General features: G+C 69.8%; 18 protein-coding genes. 5 read left to right on the top strand and 13 right to left on the bottom strand.

Features of this window, described 5'->3' with window-relative positions:
- Nucleotides 1-9 precede the first annotated feature (9 nt).
- The 4 genes from AAFN86_RS01510 to AAFN86_RS01525 all read right to left on the bottom strand — a co-directional run bounded on the left by AAFN86_RS01510 (nt 10) and on the right by AAFN86_RS01525 (nt 2,703).
- Entirely contained in the window at nt 10-1,032 is a 1,023-nt protein-coding gene (locus AAFN86_RS01510) for an ABC transporter substrate-binding protein (RefSeq protein WP_347541434.1), read from the bottom strand.
- Between the two features lie 163 nt (nt 1,033-1,195).
- Complete coding sequence (locus AAFN86_RS01515; RefSeq protein WP_347541435.1) at nt 1,196-1,846, bottom strand: hypothetical protein; 651 nt, start codon at nt 1,844-1,846, stop codon at nt 1,196-1,198.
- 348 nt (nt 1,847-2,194) lie between these two features.
- The gene (locus AAFN86_RS01520; RefSeq protein WP_347541436.1) at nt 2,195-2,425 is read right to left on the bottom strand and encodes a YqhA family protein; all 231 of its coding nucleotides are present in this window, start codon (nt 2,423-2,425) and stop codon (nt 2,195-2,197) included.
- Nucleotides 2,383-2,703, bottom strand: a complete 321-nt coding sequence (locus tag AAFN86_RS01525; protein WP_347541437.1) for a YqhA family protein — start codon at nt 2,701-2,703, stop codon at nt 2,383-2,385. The genes AAFN86_RS01520 and AAFN86_RS01525 overlap by 43 nt, the downstream gene beginning before the upstream one ends.
- A 50-nt stretch (nt 2,704-2,753) precedes the next feature.
- Between AAFN86_RS01525 and AAFN86_RS01530 the strand changes: the two genes are divergently transcribed.
- The 4 genes from AAFN86_RS01530 (at nt 2,754) to AAFN86_RS01545 (ending at nt 6,416) form a co-directional block, all read left to right on the top strand.
- Nucleotides 2,754-3,107: a RidA family protein gene (locus AAFN86_RS01530; protein WP_347541438.1), complete on the top strand. Its 354-nt coding sequence runs from the start codon at nt 2,754-2,756 to the stop codon at nt 3,105-3,107.
- The gene (locus tag AAFN86_RS01535) at nt 3,104-4,063 is read left to right on the top strand and encodes a potassium channel family protein (protein WP_347541439.1); all 960 of its coding nucleotides are present in this window, start codon (nt 3,104-3,106) and stop codon (nt 4,061-4,063) included. Before AAFN86_RS01530 ends, AAFN86_RS01535 begins: the two co-directional genes overlap by 4 nt.
- A gap of 215 nt (nt 4,064-4,278) precedes the next feature.
- A complete protein-coding gene (locus AAFN86_RS01540) occupies nt 4,279-5,271 on the top strand; it encodes an NAD-dependent epimerase/dehydratase family protein (protein WP_347541440.1) in 993 nt (330 codons plus the stop codon).
- 11 nt (nt 5,272-5,282) lie between these two features.
- Complete coding sequence (locus tag AAFN86_RS01545; protein ID WP_347541441.1) at nt 5,283-6,416, top strand: DegT/DnrJ/EryC1/StrS family aminotransferase; 1,134 nt, start codon at nt 5,283-5,285, stop codon at nt 6,414-6,416.
- A 476-nt stretch (nt 6,417-6,892) separates the two neighbouring features.
- Here the strand turns inward: AAFN86_RS01545 and AAFN86_RS01550 are convergent, their stop codons facing one another.
- The 5 genes from AAFN86_RS01550 to AAFN86_RS01570 all read right to left on the bottom strand — a co-directional run bounded on the left by AAFN86_RS01550 (nt 6,893) and on the right by AAFN86_RS01570 (nt 12,257).
- The gene (locus AAFN86_RS01550) at nt 6,893-7,546 is read right to left on the bottom strand and encodes a hypothetical protein (protein WP_347541442.1); all 654 of its coding nucleotides are present in this window, start codon (nt 7,544-7,546) and stop codon (nt 6,893-6,895) included.
- Nucleotides 7,547-8,205: 659 nt separating this feature from the next.
- Nucleotides 8,206-9,204, bottom strand: coding sequence for a nitronate monooxygenase family protein (locus AAFN86_RS01555; RefSeq protein WP_347541443.1), 999 nt, complete (start codon nt 9,202-9,204; stop codon nt 8,206-8,208).
- Nucleotides 9,205-9,268: 64 nt separating this feature from the next.
- On the bottom strand, nt 9,269-10,237 hold the full coding sequence (locus AAFN86_RS01560; protein ID WP_347541444.1) for a serine hydrolase: 969 nt from the start codon (nt 10,235-10,237) through the stop codon (nt 9,269-9,271).
- A 66-nt stretch (nt 10,238-10,303) separates the two neighbouring features.
- Nucleotides 10,304-11,281, bottom strand: coding sequence for a hypothetical protein (locus tag AAFN86_RS01565; protein ID WP_347541445.1), 978 nt, complete (start codon nt 11,279-11,281; stop codon nt 10,304-10,306).
- 4 nt (nt 11,282-11,285) lie between these two features.
- Nucleotides 11,286-12,257 carry a tripartite tricarboxylate transporter substrate binding protein gene (locus AAFN86_RS01570; protein WP_347541446.1) on the bottom strand — a complete coding sequence of 324 codons (972 nt, stop codon included), beginning with the start codon at nt 12,255-12,257 and terminating at the stop codon, nt 11,286-11,288.
- Nucleotides 12,258-12,407: 150 nt separating this feature from the next.
- Here AAFN86_RS01570 and AAFN86_RS01575 point away from each other — a divergent pair, with 150 nt between their 5' ends.
- Nucleotides 12,408-15,185 (top strand): phosphoenolpyruvate carboxylase, encoded by a 2,778-nt coding sequence (locus AAFN86_RS01575; RefSeq protein WP_347541447.1) that lies wholly within the window; start codon nt 12,408-12,410, stop codon nt 15,183-15,185.
- A 24-nt stretch (nt 15,186-15,209) separates the two neighbouring features.
- Here AAFN86_RS01575 and AAFN86_RS01580 read toward each other — a convergent pair whose 3' ends face one another.
- From AAFN86_RS01580 to AAFN86_RS01595, 4 genes are read right to left on the bottom strand one after another with little or no spacing between them, the layout of a single operon-like run.
- Nucleotides 15,210-15,632, bottom strand: coding sequence for a DUF3574 domain-containing protein (locus AAFN86_RS01580; RefSeq protein ID WP_347541448.1), 423 nt, complete (start codon nt 15,630-15,632; stop codon nt 15,210-15,212).
- A complete protein-coding gene (locus AAFN86_RS01585; protein WP_347541449.1) occupies nt 15,629-16,036 on the bottom strand; it encodes a hypothetical protein in 408 nt (135 codons plus the stop codon). The genes AAFN86_RS01580 and AAFN86_RS01585 overlap by 4 nt, the downstream gene beginning before the upstream one ends.
- The gene (locus AAFN86_RS01590) at nt 16,033-16,386 is read right to left on the bottom strand and encodes a multidrug transporter (RefSeq protein ID WP_347541450.1); all 354 of its coding nucleotides are present in this window, start codon (nt 16,384-16,386) and stop codon (nt 16,033-16,035) included. The genes AAFN86_RS01585 and AAFN86_RS01590 overlap by 4 nt, the downstream gene beginning before the upstream one ends.
- Entirely contained in the window at nt 16,383-17,348 is a 966-nt protein-coding gene (locus tag AAFN86_RS01595) for a glycosyltransferase family 2 protein (protein ID WP_347541451.1), read from the bottom strand. Before AAFN86_RS01595 ends, AAFN86_RS01590 begins: the two co-directional genes overlap by 4 nt.
- Between the last annotated feature and the right edge of the window lie 2 nt (nt 17,349-17,350).

Below are 17,350 nucleotides of genomic sequence, written 5' to 3' on the forward strand. Positions count from 1 at the left end.
CCCGCCGGCTCAGATCCGCCGATCCGCCGCCGGCGGCAGGAAATCCGCGGTGTAAATCTGCGGCCCCTGCAGGCGGGGCTGCATGTTGTAGGCTTCCTCCACCTGCCGGATGCCGGTCTGCAACCGGGCCGGATCGACGGCGGAGATGCCGTTCGCCTGGACGTTCGGGCTCATGATGACCTTCTCGACGTTCAGCTCATGGCGTTCGCGTTCGAGGGCGACATCGGTCAGCGGTTCGACGCGCTTGAGGATGTCGAGCATCTCCTGCCCGTTCTTCACCGTCTCGATGAAGGCCTTCATCAACGCCGCGGTCATGCCGCGCACGGCGTCCGGGTTGCGTTCCAGATAGGCACGGGTGGTCAGGATGGCGCCGCCATACAGGTCCAGCCCGTGGTCGTAGTACATCATGGTGCGCTGCTGGTTCAGGCCGAGCCCGATGCCTTTCAGCGCGAGGGCCGAGGTGGTGACGAAGCCGGTCACGCCATCGGCCTCGCGGCGCACCAGCATGGGCTCGCGCAGGGCAGGGGTGACCGACAGGAAGGTGACCTTCGACGCATCGATGCCGGCGGCCTTGGCGAAGGCGGGGAACAGCTGGCGCCCCGCATCGAAGTCCGGTGCCGCGAGCTTCTTGCCTTCGAGGTCCTTGGGCGTGCGGATCGGCCCATCGGCGCGCACGATGGCGCAGAGCGGGCTGCGGTCATGCAGCACGGCGACGGCGACGATGCCGCGGTCAGGGTTCTCCGCCATGAAGCGGATCGCCGGGTTGAGGTCGGCATAGCCCATGTCGTAGGCGCCGCCGGCAAGCGCCACGGGCACGCCACCCGAACCCTGCCCGCGATCGACCGTGACATCGAGGCCGGCAGCGCGGAAATACCCCTTCTCCCGCGCCACCAGCGCGAAGGCGTTGGGCGACTGGAACGCCCAGTCGAGCGTCATGCGCACCCGTGTCGCCTGGGCCTGCGCCAGGCGCGGGGCGGCGACCAGGCCACCGGCCGCGATCAGCGCCGAACGTCGGTTGAGGCGAAGGACCATGTCAGCGTCTCCCTGCACGCCGGACATTGCCGGCCATGCCGTTCTGTGCGGCATGTGCCGGCCGGCGCGCAAGCGGCGCCGCATCCCGCCGGGGGACAAAACCGCCCATTCGGCGTCGTTCCTGCATCATTCCTGCCCAGGCGCTGGGCAAGGCTGCCGTGTTTCAGGGCGGAACCATGAAGGCCGAAGCGGCGCAGGCCCGCCCCAGCAGGGACCGCATCGCCGGATTGGCGTGGCCTTCATGCGCCGTCAGCGCGTCCATCGGGCAGAAATATTCGTGCGGGTGCGGCACCTGGTGGCGGGCAAAGCCATCGTAGTGGTCGCGCTGCAGGCCATAGAGCACGCGCAGGTCGCGCACCGGCAGGGAGAAGCCGGCGATCGGTTCCGCGGTGACGAAGGGGATGATGCGCCACCGGGGCGTCGGGTCATTCGCCTGCAGCGGCGCCAGCAGCCAGGGCAGCGGGCAATGCGCGAGCAGGGAGACGGTGGACGGCGCGAAGCGGGAGCGCTTGTCCAGCAGGTTCTGGAAGGTCGAGCAGGCCTCGATGCAGAGGATGTCCGCATAGGGGTCGGCCGGCGTGCCGCCGAAATGCAGCCAGAGCCCGTCCGGGATGGTTCGCATCCGGTCTGAACCCGGTATCTTGAGGTAGGGCTGCGCCACCGGTTCCCCATCGCAGGGGCGGCCGCGCAACCAGGCGCCGTCATTGCCGAGGTTGCCGGTGCCGGGCGGGTGCTGCGGCCAGGTCTTGAGACGGTCGCGCACGACGTTGTCGAGGCGCCTGGGACGACGCAGGAGAGGTCGGAGTTCGCTCATGACAAGAATTTTCGCCCCGTTAATCAACCTATGGGCGAATCAATATCAATCGATTGGGGTGCAACAAGTAAAAAATTCAACCTTTTGGTTAGAATCATGCGTTTTGACGGAGAGAAAACGCGGGCGGATGTCGCGTCCTCCACTGTGATCCTCATGTAGAATCTTAACGTGAGTCAGTAAGAGATTCGAGAGAGTCGCGTTTTAGTCGATCGCGCTGCCCGTCCTGGACGGTTCGATGACGGCCGGGTTTTCGAATGCCTTGGCATGGAAGCCGCCGTGTCTCACCCTTCGGGTGCGCAGCCGGCCCCGCCGCGAGGCGCCAGGGCGGGCCGGCCGTGCGGCGCGGCATCAATCCTGCGATGCCGGCTTGCTGTCGGCCGAGATCCGGTCGGTCAGCGCCAGCGTCACCGCGCCGGCCAGGAACAGCGCGTGCAGCCCCATGGCCCAGCCGATCGACCGGTCGGAATACCCGTCCCCGCGCATGAACATCTGCAGCAACTGGATCGAGGAGATGGCGACGATCGACCCCGCCAACTTCACCTTGAGGTTGCCCGGGTCGAGCTTGCGGATCCACGACATCCCGCCCGCCCGGCTGGACGGGTCGAAGGCGACACCAGGCTGTCCCAGGATGCCAGGATCACCATCACCACCAGGGAGGCGACCAGCGTCCAGTCGAGCAGGTGCAGCAGGTCGAGCAGCGCCTGGTCCTCGGGGGAGGAGAAGACGCCGGCGCCGAACTTCACGATCTTCATCACGAAGCGGGCGGCAAACAGCGCCAGCGCGACCGTCAGCCCAAGCAGGAAGATCGCCGCCAGCCAGCGGTTGAACAGAATGAATTTGGCGAGAATCGGCCGCATGGGATGAACCTCCGTCCCGGGTAATGACCGGGATGAAGGGAAGATACGCAATGGCAATCCGCAGGCTGGCCGAGGAGGCGCGCCTGTCCGGCGCCGTGGTGGCGGGCGGCATGGTCTGGCTGGCTGGCCAGGTGGCCGACGATGCGACCGCCGATGCCGAAGGGCAGACCGCAGACATCCTGGCCCAGATCGACGCCCTGCTGGCCGAGGCCGGCACCGACAAGCGCGCGCTGGTGTCCTGCACCGTCGTCCTGGCCGACATCCGCGACGCTCCGGCGATGAACCGCGCCTGGGATGCCTGGCTCGATCCGGCGCACAAGCCGGCGCGCATGACCATCCAGGCACCCCTGGTCGACCCCGCGTGGAAGGTGGAGATCACCGGCGTCGCCCTGGCGCCGCGGTGACCGGGGCGCCGCGGCCCTACCAGCCGCCGGAAGGCTGGCTGCGTTCGGTCGCGATGACGCTGGGCTTCGGGCTGCTCGTCGCCGGCGGCGTTGCCGACCAGGGCTCGCCCTTTCCCTATCTGGTGATCGGCGTCGCCGCCCTTGGGCTCGGCACGCTGTACCTGCTGTTCCCCCATGGGATGCACGCGGCCTTCGGCATCAGCGCGGGGCTCGCGATCTATGCCTGCCTGTTCACCGTGATGGGCCGCGCGGCCTTTCCGCTGGCGCCCAGCTGGTCGCGCGCGCCGGCCTTCCTGATGCCGGTCGCCGCCTTCCTGGTCGCGGTCTGGTGGCGACGGGGCAAGCTGCGCCTGGTGGCGGAGGCGGACCGGCCCTTCGACCTGGACCACCTGCCGCGCATGGCACGCTGGCTGATCCCGGTCTGGGCGGTCGGCGCCTTCTCCCTGGCGCTGCCGGTCAACCGGCTGCCGTATTTCGAGCAAGGCACCGCGTTGCTCGGCGCCATGGCGGTCATATCGCTGATCGTCGCGGCTTCGGTCGGCGGCGTGGTGCGGCTGCTGACCGACATGGCGCTGATCACCCAGGAACTGGCCGGGCGGGCCGGGCGGGTGCTGGTGCCGATGATCGCCTTCCTGGCGATGTATGTGATGCTGGTGGTGGCCTTCGCCTGCTTCTACCGGATCGCGCAGGGGCTCTCGATGGTGGCGCTGTTCCATTCCCCGCAGGGTCCCGTGGTCCTCGGCTTTCCGGACGCGCTGTATTTCAGCCTGGTGACCCAGGCGACGGTCGGCTACGGCGACCTGACGCCGCAGGACGACGGCATCCGGCTGCTGACCTCGGTGCAGGTGGTGGCGGGGCAGGTGCTGCTGCTGTTCGGCTTCGCGGAGATCATGCGCACGCGTCGCCTGGTGGGCGGAGAGGGGGCCGGGCGGCGGCCCGGGTCGGTGGGGGAGTGATGGTCCACCGGCGCCACCGGAAAAGGGACAAGGCCCCTTTCCGAGAAGCCGCGCCACCGTATATCGACGCGCAGGGGGCAGGGCCGTCTCCACCGCGCCGCGTTTCGTTCGCCCCCGATCCGGATCATGGGGCCTGCGCAAGGATGCCCCGGCGCCGGCCTCATTCCGCCGCAATCGGGCGCAGAATGCGGCACCATCGCTTGGAAGGCTGAAGCATGAGTACGGCGGAGTTCTGGCGCGGCCGGCGGGTGCTGGTGACAGGGGGCGCGGGGTTTCTCGGGTCCAACCTCTGCCATGCGCTGGCCGGGCTTGGCGCGCGCGTCACGGCGCTTGACGCCATGATGCCCGATGGCGGCGCATCCGCCCGCAACCTGGAAGGGGCAGGGGTGCTGCTGGTGCGCGGGGACATCCGCGACACCGAATTGCACTCGCTTTGCGAGGGCGTGGACGTGTTGTTCAACATGGCCGCCCAGACCAGCCACATGGGCGGGCAGAAGGACCCGGTGGCGGATATCGCCATCAACGCGGTCGCGCAGGTGCGGCTGATCGGCGTGATGCGGGAGGTCGCACCCAAGGCCACCGTGGTGCATGCGTCGACCCGGCAGTTCTACGGTCGCCCGCGCGCCCTGCCGGTCGATGAACTGCATCCGGTGAACCCGCCCGACGCCAACGGCGTGTCGAAATGGGCGGGCGAGCAATACTGGCTGCTGGAACAGCGGGTGCATGATCGCCCGGTCGTCTCGCTGCGCCTGACCAATTGCTATGGCCCGCGGCTGCGCATCCGCGATGCGCGGCAGACCTTCCTGGGCATCTGGATCCGCCGGGTGCTGGAAGGCGACCCCTTCGAGGTCTGGGGCGGTGCGCAGCTGCGCGACCTGACCTATGCCGAGGACGTCACCGACGCCTTCCTGACGGCGGCTGAAAAGGCAGTGGAACCAGCGCTTTCCGGGCAAGTGTTCAATCTGGGTGGCAGCCCGCCCACCTCGCTGACCGACCTTGCCGAGCGGCTGATCGCGGCCAATGGCGGGAATGGGTCCTTCGAGATGAAGGAATTCCCCGCCGACCGCGCGCCGATCGACATCGGGTCCTACGCCGCCGACGACACCGCCTTCCGAAACGCTTCAGGCTGGGCGCCGAAGGTCGATCTCGATGAGGGGTTGCGCCGTTCCCTCGCGTGGTATCGTCCGCGCCTCGCCGACTATCTGTAAGGCTGATTGCCATGAACGCGCCCACCCTCGCCATGATCCCCCAGGCCGACCCCGGTGCGGGATACCGCGCCCAGAAGGCCGAGATCGACGCCGCCGTCGCCCGCGCGCTGGACTCCGGCTGGTACATCCTCGGCAAGGAGGGTGCGGCCTTCGAGACCGAGTTCGCCGCCTGGCTCGGGCTGAACCGCGCGGTCGGCTGCGCCAATGGCACCGATGCGCTGGCGCTGATCCTGCGGGGCCTCGGCATCGGGCCGGGGATGACGGTCGCCACCGTCTCCCACACCGCGGTCGCGACCGTCGCGGCGGTCGAGATGGTGGGCGCGACCCCGCTGCTGCTCGACATCGACCCCGACACCTACACCATGGATGCGGATGAGCTGGTCTCGGTGCTGGACGAGCCGCCGCCGGGCCTGCCGCCGATCAAGGCGGTGATCCCGGTGCATATCTATGGCCAAGCCTGCGACCTGGCGCCGATGCTGGAGGCGACCCAGGAGGCCGGCATTCCGCTGATCGAGGATTGCGCGCAGGCGCATGGCGCGACGCTGGACGGAAAGCGCCTCGGCACGCTCGGCACGGCGGCGGCGTTCAGCCTGTATCCGACGAAGAACCTCGGCGCGCTGGGCGATGGCGGCGTCATGGCGATGAACGATGCCGAACTGGCCGACCGCATCGGCGCGATCCGCCAGTATGGTTGGGTCGATCGCTACATCAGCGCGATGGTTGGCGTGAATTCGCGCCTGGACGAGGTGCAGGCGGCGATCCTGCGGGTGAAGCTGACGGCGCTCGATGCCGGCAATGCGCGGCGCCAGGCGATCGCCGCGGCCTACGATGCCGCGCTGGCCGGGACCGCGATCGAGGCACCCTTTCGCCGGCCCGGCGCGGAGCACGTGTTCCACCAGTATGTGCTGCGCTGCGCGAACCGCGCCGAGGTGCAGGCGCATTTCAAGGCGCAGGGGATCGGCACGGGCATTCACTACCCGGTGCCGGTGCATCTGCAGCCGGCCTACAAGGACCGCGCGGCGCTGGGGCCTGCCGGCTGCACGGAAACGGCGCGCGCGGCGGAGGAAGTGCTGAGCATCCCGATGTATCCGGAACTGTCGGATGCGCAGGTGGAGCGGATCTGCGCGGCGCTGCGGGCACTCTGAAAAGACCGGAGGGCCTTGCCCCATAGGCAGCAATATTGGAGGGGCGCTGCCCCTCCAAGCCACCCCGCCAGGAGCCAACGGGCTCCTGGACCGCGGTATCTTGGTGCCTTGCATGGGGGACAGCGCGGGGCTGGAGGGGCGCCAAGCATGGCGCCATGCTCCTCGTACCGAGCCGTGGCGTTCAGCGCCAAAACCGAGGTTTCCAAAGGCCTTAAGCCTTTGGTGGGGTGAGGTTCGGAGAGGGGCAAAGCCCCTCTCCGAGGCGCCACGGCGCCCAAACTTCGAGCCGATGGGCCCTTGCCCTCTGGGCCACCCCACCGAATGCCAGCGGGCCCTTGGAATGCGGGCTTGTGGCGCCGGGCGGGTGTTGCCAGCGCGAGGCCGATGCCCGGCGCGTGGCTGCCCGGCATGAAGCCGTTTCGATCATCGTGCCGGGGCGTTGCGGCCCCGGCATCTCCGCCGCCGCCGCATTCCCTTCAGCGGCTTTCCAGCGCCGCGATGATCGGCAGCATGCTGTGTGGGTGCGGCGCCTGGGTTGGGCAGTCGATCGTCTGCAACGGCATGCCGACATGGCTGCCGAACTGGCTTACCGGGTCCCAGTTGCCGCGGAAATTGGCGATGGGCGCGAAGGCATCGTCGCCGGTCGCGGCGACGATCTTGTTCATCGCCGCGACGACCTGGCCGCCCAGGCCCAGCGTGGCGAGGCTCGCCAGGAAGCCCACGCCGGCCGAACCAGCGCCGCCCACCGCGGCGCGCACGGGATTGGACGACAACTGGTTCACCAGCGCCAGCGCGCCGGGCGCATTCCAGGTGACACCCGGCAGTCCGAGGATCGCACCCACCATCTGGACGAAGGCGCCGCCCAGGGAATGGCCGGTCAGCCAAACCACCTCGGCCTGGTGCGCGACGCCGGCGGTAAATTCGACGGCGTCGTTCAGCTTCATCGCCAGCGCATTCAGCCCCAGTCCGATGCCGCCCAGATCCGCGGCCACCGCATCCTTCATGTTCGCCGTGCCGCGGAAGCAGACACAGGCGATCTTGTGCCCCGATCCCTTCCAATAGGCGCGGGCCCGGAAGTTGTCGTTCTCGTAAAGATCCTGGACCTGGCTGGTGTGCCAGTCTCGCAGCATGCTGGAATTCGCGATGTCACTGTAAATGTCGTCCGCAATTCTTGCCATATTCAGGATATCGTACATCTTCGCCTTCCGAACGAGGTCAATCGATGCGTCGGAATACGTCGCGTCCAAACCTTGGAATAGCAATCCAGGTTACAAACGCGCCTCGTGTCTGAAAGGGTTCAGTCGACGGCAAGGCAGGGCGCAGCAGGGCCTTCGCCGCATTGGCGCCCGAGGAACCTGGAAGCCGGAGGACTTGCTCCTCCATGCGACCCCGCCCAAGGGCGGAGGATCGCGGACCCCGATACCTGGCGCAGAACAGTGTGGGCCGGATCAGCCGTCAGGACGTGCCGCGGCAGGCTTTTCTCAGCCGCGGTGAATCCCCCGATCCCGCCCGGTGCGCGTGATGGCATCCCAAAGGCACCTTGGCCGTTGTTGGTGGCGTGAGGCACGGCCTTGCGCGGAGGGGGCAAGAGCGTGATGGCCGTTGGTGCGCATGCGCCGGAGGCCTGAATCACGCGGTCAAGCAGAGGCATGGAGCAGGAGGCGTGCGCGAAAGCTAACGGATCCTGCTCCATGCTCACCCCGGTTCGAGCGTCTCACCGGATCATCCTGGCCCTCATGGGCCATTGACCCTGCGGATCGCGCCGCCAGGGCTGGGGAGCGCCGGGCGACTACGCCGCCGCGCGCCGCCCCCACCCCGCATTCACCAGCGGCGAACCGGCATTGATCCGCGCCCGCGCCGCCGCGTATTCACCGGCCAGACGGTCGATCAGCGCCGCCGCCGGCACGACTTCCTTCACGCCGGACACCGACTGCCCCGCGCCCCAGATGTCTTTCCACTTCCGCTTGCGCTCGGTGCCGAAATTCATCTGCGACCCTTCGATGCCCCCGAGGTTCTCGGGATCGAGCCCGGCCTTGCGCAGCGACGGCTTAAGATAGTTGCCGTGCACCCCGGTGATCAGGTTCGTGTAGATGATGTCCGACGCCTCGGCCGCGACGATCATCGCCTTGTAATCCTCGACCGCGCGGGCTTCCTCGGTCGCGATGAAGGCGCTGCCCATATAGGCGAAATCGGCCCCCATCGCCTCGGCGGCCAGGATCGACCGGCCATGCGCCATCGCCCCCGACAGGGCGATCGGCCCGTCGAACCAGGCCCGCGTTTCCTGCAACATGGCGAAGGGGGATTGCGCGCCGGCATGCCCGCCCGCACCGGCGGCGACCAGCACCAGCCCGTCGGCACCCTTCTCGATCGCCTTGTGGGCGAAGGTCTGGTTGATCACGTCATGGATGATGTGGCCGCCATAGGAATGGATGGCGTCGTTCACCTCCGGCCGGGCGCCGAGGCTGGAAATGACCAGCGGCACCTTGTGCTTCACGCACAGCGCGAGGTCCTGTTCCAGCCGGTCGTTCGACCGGTGGACGATCAGGTTGATGGCGAAGGGGGCGGAGGGGCGGTCCGGATGCGCGGCGTCATGCGCGGCGAGCCGTTCCTTGATCTCGGCCAGCCATTCGTCGAGCTGTTCGACCGGACGCGCGTTCAGCGAGGGCATCGAGCCGATCACGCCGGAGGTGCATTGCGCGACCACCAGGTCGGGCACCGAGATGATGAACAGCGGCGAGCCGATCAGCGGCAGGCGCAGGCGCCCCTTCAGGGATTCGATCAGGGTCATGGGGTTCCCTCGGTTGGATTGGGCCGGAGGGTCGCCGGTCGCGGCGCGCTTGTCGAGCGCCCCGTCAGCCCAGCACGGCGAGCGTCCGCGTCAGCACGATGCGGAACTGTTCGACCGCCGCGGCGGCGACGCGTGGCATGGAGGCATCATCCCCGACCCAGTTCACGCCATAGAAGAAGGTCGCCCGCACCGGCCCGGCAACCATCTGCCCGGCTACCGCCATCGCCTGCGCGCCGTTCCAGGTGATGCTGCCGCCCTTGCCATAGGCGATGACGTCAGGCGGGGCGACCTCCGGCATGGCGGTCGCCATGGATTGGATGCGCTTGAAGGTCGCCAGCGTCTCGGGCTTCGCGAAGAATCTTCCGGCCAGCACGAAGTCGTACCAGGCGATCATGTCGAGGCCGGTGCTGACCATGGTCGAGACGTCGTTGATCGGCGTGCGGGGGGAGGGCATGGGCGCGCCGCGATCCAGCGCCTGGATGCCGGCCCAGCCGAGATCGACGCCCGGCGGCGCGCCGGCCAGCGCCGAGACCATGATGCGCGTCGAATCCGGGATGCGCGTGCCGGCCAGTCCTCGGGCGGCGATCAGCGCGCGCACCGCCGCCGGCGTCACGCGGCGGATCGCCATGTCCGTGCCGGTGTTGTCGCTGTGGGTGATCATCGCTTCAAGCGCGACCACGGCTGGCGCGGTGCCGGTCAGCGCGCCGAATACCGGGCTGACGGGGGAACGCACATCGTCATCGACGGGCAACGGCTCCGACAGCGACAGGCGGCCGTCCTCCACCGCCTTCAGGTAGGCGGCGAGGATGAAGGTCTTGATCACGCTGCCGACGAAGACCGGCGCGCCCTCCCGATGCGCGACGCGGATCCGGCCCTTGGGTCCCTCGGCTTCGAGCAACAGGGCGGTCTCGCCGGGCAGGCCGGTCAGGGCGCCGGCGGCCGCATCGAGCGCAGCGTCGGTCACCAGGGTCTGGGCCAGCGCGGCGGGGGCGACCGCCGCGGTGAGCACGGCGGGCAGATGACGACGGCGCATGCGTTTTCAACCCCTGCTCGCAGACCCGGACGATGGGCGCTTGCCCGGCGCCGCGCAACGGCGCGTTCAGGCGTCGTGCAGTTCCGCGACCGCGATCCCGGCCTCCCCCTGCACGGCGTAGAACAGCAGGACGCGGCCGGCATCCTCCAGGATGCAGGGGTCGCGCAGCTGGTGCACCGGCGCGTTGATCGCCCCGCGCCAGGATGGCGCGAGCGGCAGGTTCGACCCTTCCCAGGGTTCGACCGGGCGCAGCACGGTGGCTTCGCCCTCGGCACGCCAGGACATCCAGTCGCCGGTCAGGTCGATCTCGCTGAGCAGGATGGCTTCCGGCAGGTCGCCGACGCGGGTCCAGAACACCTCCAGCCGGTCGCCGCGCAGGCGCAATGCCGTGTGGCGCTGGGTGCCGGGGAACAGCGTCGGGCCGCGCTCGAACGCGGTCAGCCCGTCCTTCGAACGGAAGACGATCCCCGGCATGGCCAGCGCATAGGTCCAGCCGCCATGGCGGAAGACGCGGAAATAGGACGGGCCGAGCAGGTCGGGCAGCGCCTTGAAGGCCAGCCCGTCCTCGGAGAGTGCGACGCGGCTGCGCTGCGTGCGGAAGCCGGCAAGGCCGTGGAAATACATAACGATGCGCTTGTTCGCGTCATCCACATGCACGTCCGGGGAGGCGATGTGCGGGTGGGTCGCGTCTTCCATCGGGTCGGGGATGCCGGGTGTGCCGGGCGGCGCGCGGCCCGGCAGGCGGTCGCCATCCTCGACATTGGCGGGCACCGGCGGGGAGGTGGTGGGGAACAGGCTGTCCGCCAGCGCCAGGCTGCCCGGCGCATGCACGGTCCACGGCCCTTCCGGCGCATCGGCGTAGGCGAGGCGGATGTAGTCGCCCTTGTGGTCGGCGAAGTAGCAGTAGTAGCGGCCCAGCGGATTGCGTACCCAATCCGGCACGCGGATCACCGAGGGCCCCTGGATGTTCGACCCCATGCGGGCATCCATCCCCGGCCGGATCACCGGGTTGCCGGCAAGGCGCGTCACTGAATAGCGGATCATTCCATCACTCCGATCGCAGGCCGAGTTCGGCGACCAGCGTGCCGAAGCGCGCATGGTCGCGGCGCATCTGGTCGGCCAGCGCATCCGGCCCCAGGTCGAACAATCCCGCCCCGGCGGGCATGCGCGCGGCGAAGCCGGGCAGGGCCAGCGCGGCCTTGGTGTCGGCGGCGATGCGCGCGGTGATCTCGGGCGGCAGGCCGGCGGGCGCCATCACCGCCTGCCAGGCATGGGCGAATTCGACCTGCGGTGCGACCTCGGCGATGGAGGGCACCTCCGGCAGTTCCGGCATGCGGCTGCGCGGCGTGGCGACCACGGCGCGCAGCGTGCCGGCCTGGATCGCCGGCAGCACCACCGAGAAACTGTCGAGCGTCGCCTGCACGCGGCCCGCGAGCAGGTCGGCGAGGCCCGCCGGGCTGGTGCGGTAGGGCACATGCTGGACGGGGAAGTCGAGAGTGCGGCGCAGGATCTCGAAGTTCAGATGCGGCACCGTGCCGTTGCCGGCGGAGTAGTAGAAGAACGGATCGCCCGCCGGCCGTGCCCGCGCCGCGGTGACGAAATCCGGCAGCGTCGTGATGCCGAGTTCGCTGCGCAGCGTCAGCGCGCCGGAGGAAACGGTCACGCCGGCCACCGGCGTCAGGTCGCGCAGCGGGTCATAGGGCGCACGCGTCATATGCGGCGTGATGACCAGCGCGGCCATCGCCACCAGCCCGATCGTATAGCCATCGGGTGCGGCGCGGGCGATCTGCGCGACGCCGATCGCCCCGCCCGCGCCGGCCTGGTTGTCGGCGACGACGCGCTGGCCCCAGCGCTGCTGGAGGTCCTCCGCCAGCACGCGGGCGACATGGTCGGCGAGGTTGCCGGCGCCATAGGGCACCACCATCCGCACCGGCTTGTTCGGCCAGGTGCCCTGCGCGGATACCAGCGGCGGCGCGGCCAGGGAGGCCACCCCCGCCGCCAGGACGGCGCGACGCGACAAGGCGCGATGCGATGCGCAAACCATGACCGTTCCCCCGACCGTCGCGATGCGCGGCCTTGCCGAAGGCTGGCATGCGGATGTCACGCCGACAATTCCAGGGCGCGTGTTTCGGACTCGCCAGGGGCAACTTCGCGGGTGCAGCATGGCTGCATGGATGACGCCACGCCGACCGACCTGCTCGCCGACCTGCTGGCCCGCCTGCGCGCGGCGCGGGAGGCCGCGGCGGCCGATCCTTTCGGCGATCCGGTGCTGCTGGTCGCGCTTGATCTCAGCCGCGCGCTGGATGAAGGGCGCGTCACCATCGGCGCCTTGGCCGGGCTGATCGCGCGCATGGCGCGGGAGGCCGCGCAGGATCGCGCGGGGCGCCTCGCGACCTATCTCGGCATGGGGGATGATGCTGCGGCGCTCGCGGCCGTCGCCGCGCGGCTGGTGCGCCCCGATCCCGAGGATAGCCCAGTCCCCTACGCCGCCTTCCGCGAGGCGGTGGAACGTACGCGCTTCGCCGCCGTCTTCACCGCGCATCCCACCTTCTCCATGCCGCTCGCCACCGGCACCGCGCTGGCCGAGGCCGCCTGTGGCGCCGCGCTGCCCGAAGGCCTGTCTCACCGCCCCGCACCAGTGACGCTGGAGGAGGAATTCGCCCAGGCCGGCGCGGCGATCGCGCGGGGCCGCGACGCGCTCGATGCGCTGTCCGCCGCCTTGTTCGAGGCTGCCCGCGTGGTGTGGGGCGAACGCGCCCTGCAACTGCGTCCGCGCCCGGTGATCCTGACCACTTGGGTCGGCTACGACACCGATGGGCGCACCGATATCGGCTGGAACGACACGCTGCGGTTGCGGCTGCGCATGAAGCGGCTGCAACTCGCCCGGCTGGCGGATCGGCTGGAACCGCTGGGTGCCTGCGCCGCGCCGCTGGTCGCCCGGGCGCGGGAGGCGGAGGAAGCCGTCGCCGCGCAGGAAGCCGCCGCACCCGTGAAGCCCGATGCGCAGACCACGCGCGCCTTCGCGCTGGCGATGATCGGACGGCGGGAGGCGGCTATGACGACGCCCGATCCGCTGCTCGCGCTGTTCCCCGCGGCGATCGAGGCCGCGCCCGATGCAGCGACGCGGATGGCCCTGGCGGTGCAGCGCGCGGGGTTGGCGGCGCATGGGCTGGCGCTCGCGCATACCCATGTCCGGCTGAACGCGGCCCAGGTGCACAATGCGCTGCGCCAGCGGCTGGGCATCGCCGCCTCCCCGGAGGATCGCGCGGCGCGGCGCGGGTTGCTCACCCAGATCAACGCCGCGCTGGCGGAAGTTGAAGCGGTGCCCTTCGATTTCGGTGCGCTGTTGGGCGAACAGGCTTCCGCCGTGCGACTGGTGATGACTTGCGCACAGGTGATCAAGCATGTCGATGGCAGCCAGCCGATCCGCTTCCTGATCGCCGAGACGGAGACGGGCTACACGCTGCTCGCCGCCCTGTGGTTGGCGAAGCGCTTCGGTATCGCCGACCGCGTGGAGATCTCCCCGCTGTTCGAGACGGCGGACGCGCTGGAACGCGGCGAGCGGGTGCTGGAGGAGGCGCTGCGCAGCCCGCATTTCCGCGACTATCTGCGCCAGCACGGGCGGCTGTGCCTGCAATTCGGCTATTCGGATTCCGGGCGTTATGTCGGGCAATTGGCGGCGTCGTATCTCGCGGAACGGCTGAAGATCCGCCTCGCCGAGCAGATGCGCCGCCATGGGCTGGAAGGCATCGAGCTCGTGCTGTTCGACACCCATGGCGAGAGCATCGGCCGCGGCGGGCATCCGGACAGCCTGGCGGACCGCTTCGCCTATCTCTCCCCGCCGGCGGCGCGTGCCGCGCTGGCCGCGGCGAACCTGCCGCTGCGCGAGGAGACGGCCTTCCAGGGTGGCGATGGCTACCTGCTGTTCGGCACGGAGCGGCTGGCGCTGGCGACCGTCGCGCGCATCGCCGAGCACGCCTTCGCCCCGCCTGCCGAGGCGGCCGACCCGATCTATGCCGAGGCCGATTGGGGCACCGATTTCTTCGCCACAATCCGGCGCGAGATGGCGACGTTGGTGGAGGACCCGGGCTATGCTGCGCTTCTCGGCGCCTTCGGCCCCGGCCTGCTCGACAAGACCGGATCGCGCCCGGCGGCGCGGCAATCCGATACCGGCGGGCCGGCGCGCATCACCCACCCGTCGCAGCTTCGTGCCATCCCGAACAACGCGATCCTGCACCAGATGGGCTTCCTGGCGAATACGCTGCACGGCCTCGGCGCGGCGGCGGCGGCGCATCCGGAAGCCTTCGCCGACCTCGCCGCGCGATCGCCGCGCTTCGCCCGCGCGCTGGCCATGGCGAAGCGCGCGGCAGCGTGTTCGGATCTCGGCGTGCTGCGGGCGGCGGTGGACATGCTGGACCCGTCACCCTGGCTGGACCGGGCGGGGTTCACCAAGCGGCCCGGTCGGCGGGAGGCGCTGACGTCGGTGGCGAATGCGCTGGAGCGGCTGGGGTTGTCGGCGGCGACGCGGCGGATGTTCCGCCGGCTGCAGGCCGATCACCAGGCGCTGCGCGCGGCCTGGCCCGATTTGCCCGTGATGCAGGACCGGCTGGTGCTGGCCCATGCGTTGCGGCTGTGCCTGGCACAGCGGCTATGGCTGCTGGCGGTCTCGCTGCCGGAATTCAGCCCTCGGCATGGCGCGACGCGCGATGCGCTGGTGGCGCGGCTGCTGCAACTGGACGTGCCGCCGGTGCTCGACCTGCTCGGCGAGATCTTCCCCGCCGCGCCCGACCCGTCGAGCGGGCTGGATTTCGGCGAACCGACCGGACCGCGCGAGGGCGCGTCCTATGCCGCCGAGCACGCGGCGATCTTCGGCCCGATGGGGGCGATCTTCGCGCTGGTGCGGGAATGTTCGGCGGTGATCAGCCATGAGGTCGGCGCCTTCGGGTGACGTGCGTCCCCCGGTGCCGGGCGGTCAGAATCCGACGCAGGCGCTGCGGTAGATCGTCAGCACCGATTCCTGGCGGAAGCGGGCCTTCCAGGCATCCTCGACCGGGCGCAGGCGCGCGCGCGCGGCGGCGGCATCGGCGCCGGGCAGCACCACCACCAGCAGCTTGCTGTTCTCCTGGATGATGCGGCCCTCGGCGCCGCGCCATTGGCCGGACCCGTCATGCGCGGTCAGCCCGTCGGGGAAGGCGGGGGTGACGGTGTCGGCGAGGAAGCCGCGCCATTCGGCCTCGCTCACCTCGGCGCGGTCCCGGACGTTGCGGCCGAAATAGACCTCGGCGACGGTGGCGGCCTGGGTGCCGGGCGGGCAGGCGGGAGGGGACGGGGCCGCGCAGGCCGGGACCAGCACCGGCAGCGCCAGCACTGCCATGCGGGCGCGATGGGCGATCACAGGCAGGCGGGGAGCATCATCGCCTCCACCGGCGCGCCGGGGAAACGGGCCTGCCAGGCGCGGGTGACGGCGAGGAAGCGCGGCGGCAATTCGGGTGGCGCCGCGGGGATCCAATCGACGCGGACCTCGACCGAGACCCTTCGGAAGCGCTGCGGCTGCGGCTGGGTGATCGGCGCCTCATCCTCCTGGGCGATGGCGGCGCGCAGCACGGGGTCGAGGATGTCGCTGCGGAAGGTGCGCCACTGCGCGTCGGTCACGTCATCGCCATTGGGCAGCAGCAGGCCGAAGCGCAGCACCGCGAGCGTGGCGCCGCGCGTACCCGGCCGGCAGGGGGTGAGCGCGCTGGCCGGCGGTGCCGCGCCGGCCAGGGCCAACAGCACCGGCAGCGCGGCGCGACGGTTCACGCGGTGGTCGCCAGCAGGACGACGCCGGCCGAGATCAGCGCGATGGCACCGATCTTGGCGGTGCCCAGGGCTTCGCCGAACAGCGCGAAGCCGATGATCGCGATCACCACATAGGATGCCGCGGTGCAGGGCAGCGCCACGCTCATCGGGATTTTCCGCAGCGCGACGATGTAGAGCAGCGCCGCGCCACCATAGAACACCAGCCCGACCATGGTCGGGATGCGGAACAGCTGGTCGATGAAGCTGCCTTCGGCCTCGACCGAATGGGACGCGCCGTATTTCAGCAGGATCTGCCCGACCAGCGATGTGCTGATCGCCGCCCCCAGCGCCAGCCAGTACATCATCATCATCGTGCGTCGTCCCGTGCCGGGATGATTTCCCGGATCACGCCCTGCGGCTTGCCATTGGCCGACATGAAGGCGCGCCCGACATATTCGCCCATCACGCCGAGCACGAGGAACTGCACCCCCGCGACCAGCAGCGTGACCGTCATCAGCGACGCCCAGCCGGAGGGCGTCTCGCCGAACAGCGCCTCGATGATGACCCAGGCGGCGACGATCAGGCCAAGGATGCCCATACCCACGCCCGCGAAGATCGCCATGCGCAGCGGCAGCACCGAGAAGTTCGTCGCGAGGTTCAGCCACAGCCGCACCAGCCGCCGCATCGTGTAGTTGGACCGCCCCTCGGCGCGGGCGAAGTGCTTCACCTCGATGCTGTCGAGCCGCGTGGTCACCTGCATCAGCAGCCCGTCCACATAGGGGTAGGGGCCGCGATACTTGATGACCTCATTCACCGCGAGCGCCGACATGCAGCGGAAGGAGGACAGGTACAGCCCCGCCGGCTTGTCCATCAGCTGGTCCGCCACCCAGTTGGCGAAGCGGGAGCCGAGGTTGCGCCAGCCCTCATGCTCCTTCACGGCGTAGCGGGTATAGACCACGTCGAAGCCGCCGAGCCGGGCGTGGTCGTACAGCTTCAGCACTTCTTCCGGCGGGTTCTGCAGGTCGTCATCCATGGTGATGACATAGGCGCCACGGGCATGGCGCAGGCCGGTCATGACCGCGTTGTGCTCGCCGAAATTCCGCGCATGCTCGATGAAGGTCAGCGGCACCGTCGCGGTGCGGGCGAGTTCCCGGCAGACATCGCCGGAATTGTCGGGGCTGCCGTCATTGACCAGCACGATCTCGAGCCCGCCCTCGGGCCGCAGCCTGGACAGTTCGGCGACCAGCGTGCCGACGGTCGCCGCCCCGCGATAGACCGGCACGACGATGGAAAGGCCGACCGGGTGTGTTGCCCCGGCCGATAGGGTGGTCATGA

The organism is Roseomonas sp. CAU 1739 (assembly GCF_039839775.1).
Lineage (GTDB): Bacteria > Pseudomonadota > Alphaproteobacteria > Acetobacterales > Acetobacteraceae > Neoroseomonas.

Coding starts and splice junctions, on each gene's coding strand:
- AAFN86_RS01510 (WP_347541434.1), bottom strand. CDS start 1,032: ATGGTCCTTCGCCTCAACCGACGTTCGGCGCTGATCGCGGCCGGTGGC.
- AAFN86_RS01515 (WP_347541435.1), bottom strand. CDS start 1,846: ATGAGCGAACTCCGACCTCTCCTGCGTCGTCCCAGGCGCCTCGACAAC.
- AAFN86_RS01520 (WP_347541436.1), bottom strand. CDS start 2,425: ATGTCGTGGATCCGCAAGCTCGACCCGGGCAACCTCAAGGTGAAGTTG.
- AAFN86_RS01525 (WP_347541437.1), bottom strand. CDS start 2,703: ATGCGGCCGATTCTCGCCAAATTCATTCTGTTCAACCGCTGGCTGGCG.
- AAFN86_RS01530 (WP_347541438.1), top strand. CDS start 2,754: ATGGCAATCCGCAGGCTGGCCGAGGAGGCGCGCCTGTCCGGCGCCGTG.
- AAFN86_RS01540 (WP_347541440.1), top strand. CDS start 4,279: ATGAGTACGGCGGAGTTCTGGCGCGGCCGGCGGGTGCTGGTGACAGGG.
- AAFN86_RS01545 (WP_347541441.1), top strand. CDS start 5,283: ATGAACGCGCCCACCCTCGCCATGATCCCCCAGGCCGACCCCGGTGCG.
- AAFN86_RS01550 (WP_347541442.1), bottom strand. CDS start 7,546: ATGCTGCGAGACTGGCACACCAGCCAGGTCCAGGATCTTTACGAGAAC.
- AAFN86_RS01555 (WP_347541443.1), bottom strand. CDS start 9,204: ATGACCCTGATCGAATCCCTGAAGGGGCGCCTGCGCCTGCCGCTGATC.
- AAFN86_RS01560 (WP_347541444.1), bottom strand. CDS start 10,237: ATGCGCCGTCGTCATCTGCCCGCCGTGCTCACCGCGGCGGTCGCCCCC.
- AAFN86_RS01565 (WP_347541445.1), bottom strand. CDS start 11,281: ATGATCCGCTATTCAGTGACGCGCCTTGCCGGCAACCCGGTGATCCGG.
- AAFN86_RS01575 (WP_347541447.1), top strand. CDS start 12,408: ATGGATGACGCCACGCCGACCGACCTGCTCGCCGACCTGCTGGCCCGC.
- AAFN86_RS01590 (WP_347541450.1), bottom strand. CDS start 16,386: ATGATGATGATGTACTGGCTGGCGCTGGGGGCGGCGATCAGCACATCG.
- AAFN86_RS01595 (WP_347541451.1), bottom strand. CDS start 17,348: ATGACCACCCTATCGGCCGGGGCAACACACCCGGTCGGCCTTTCCATC.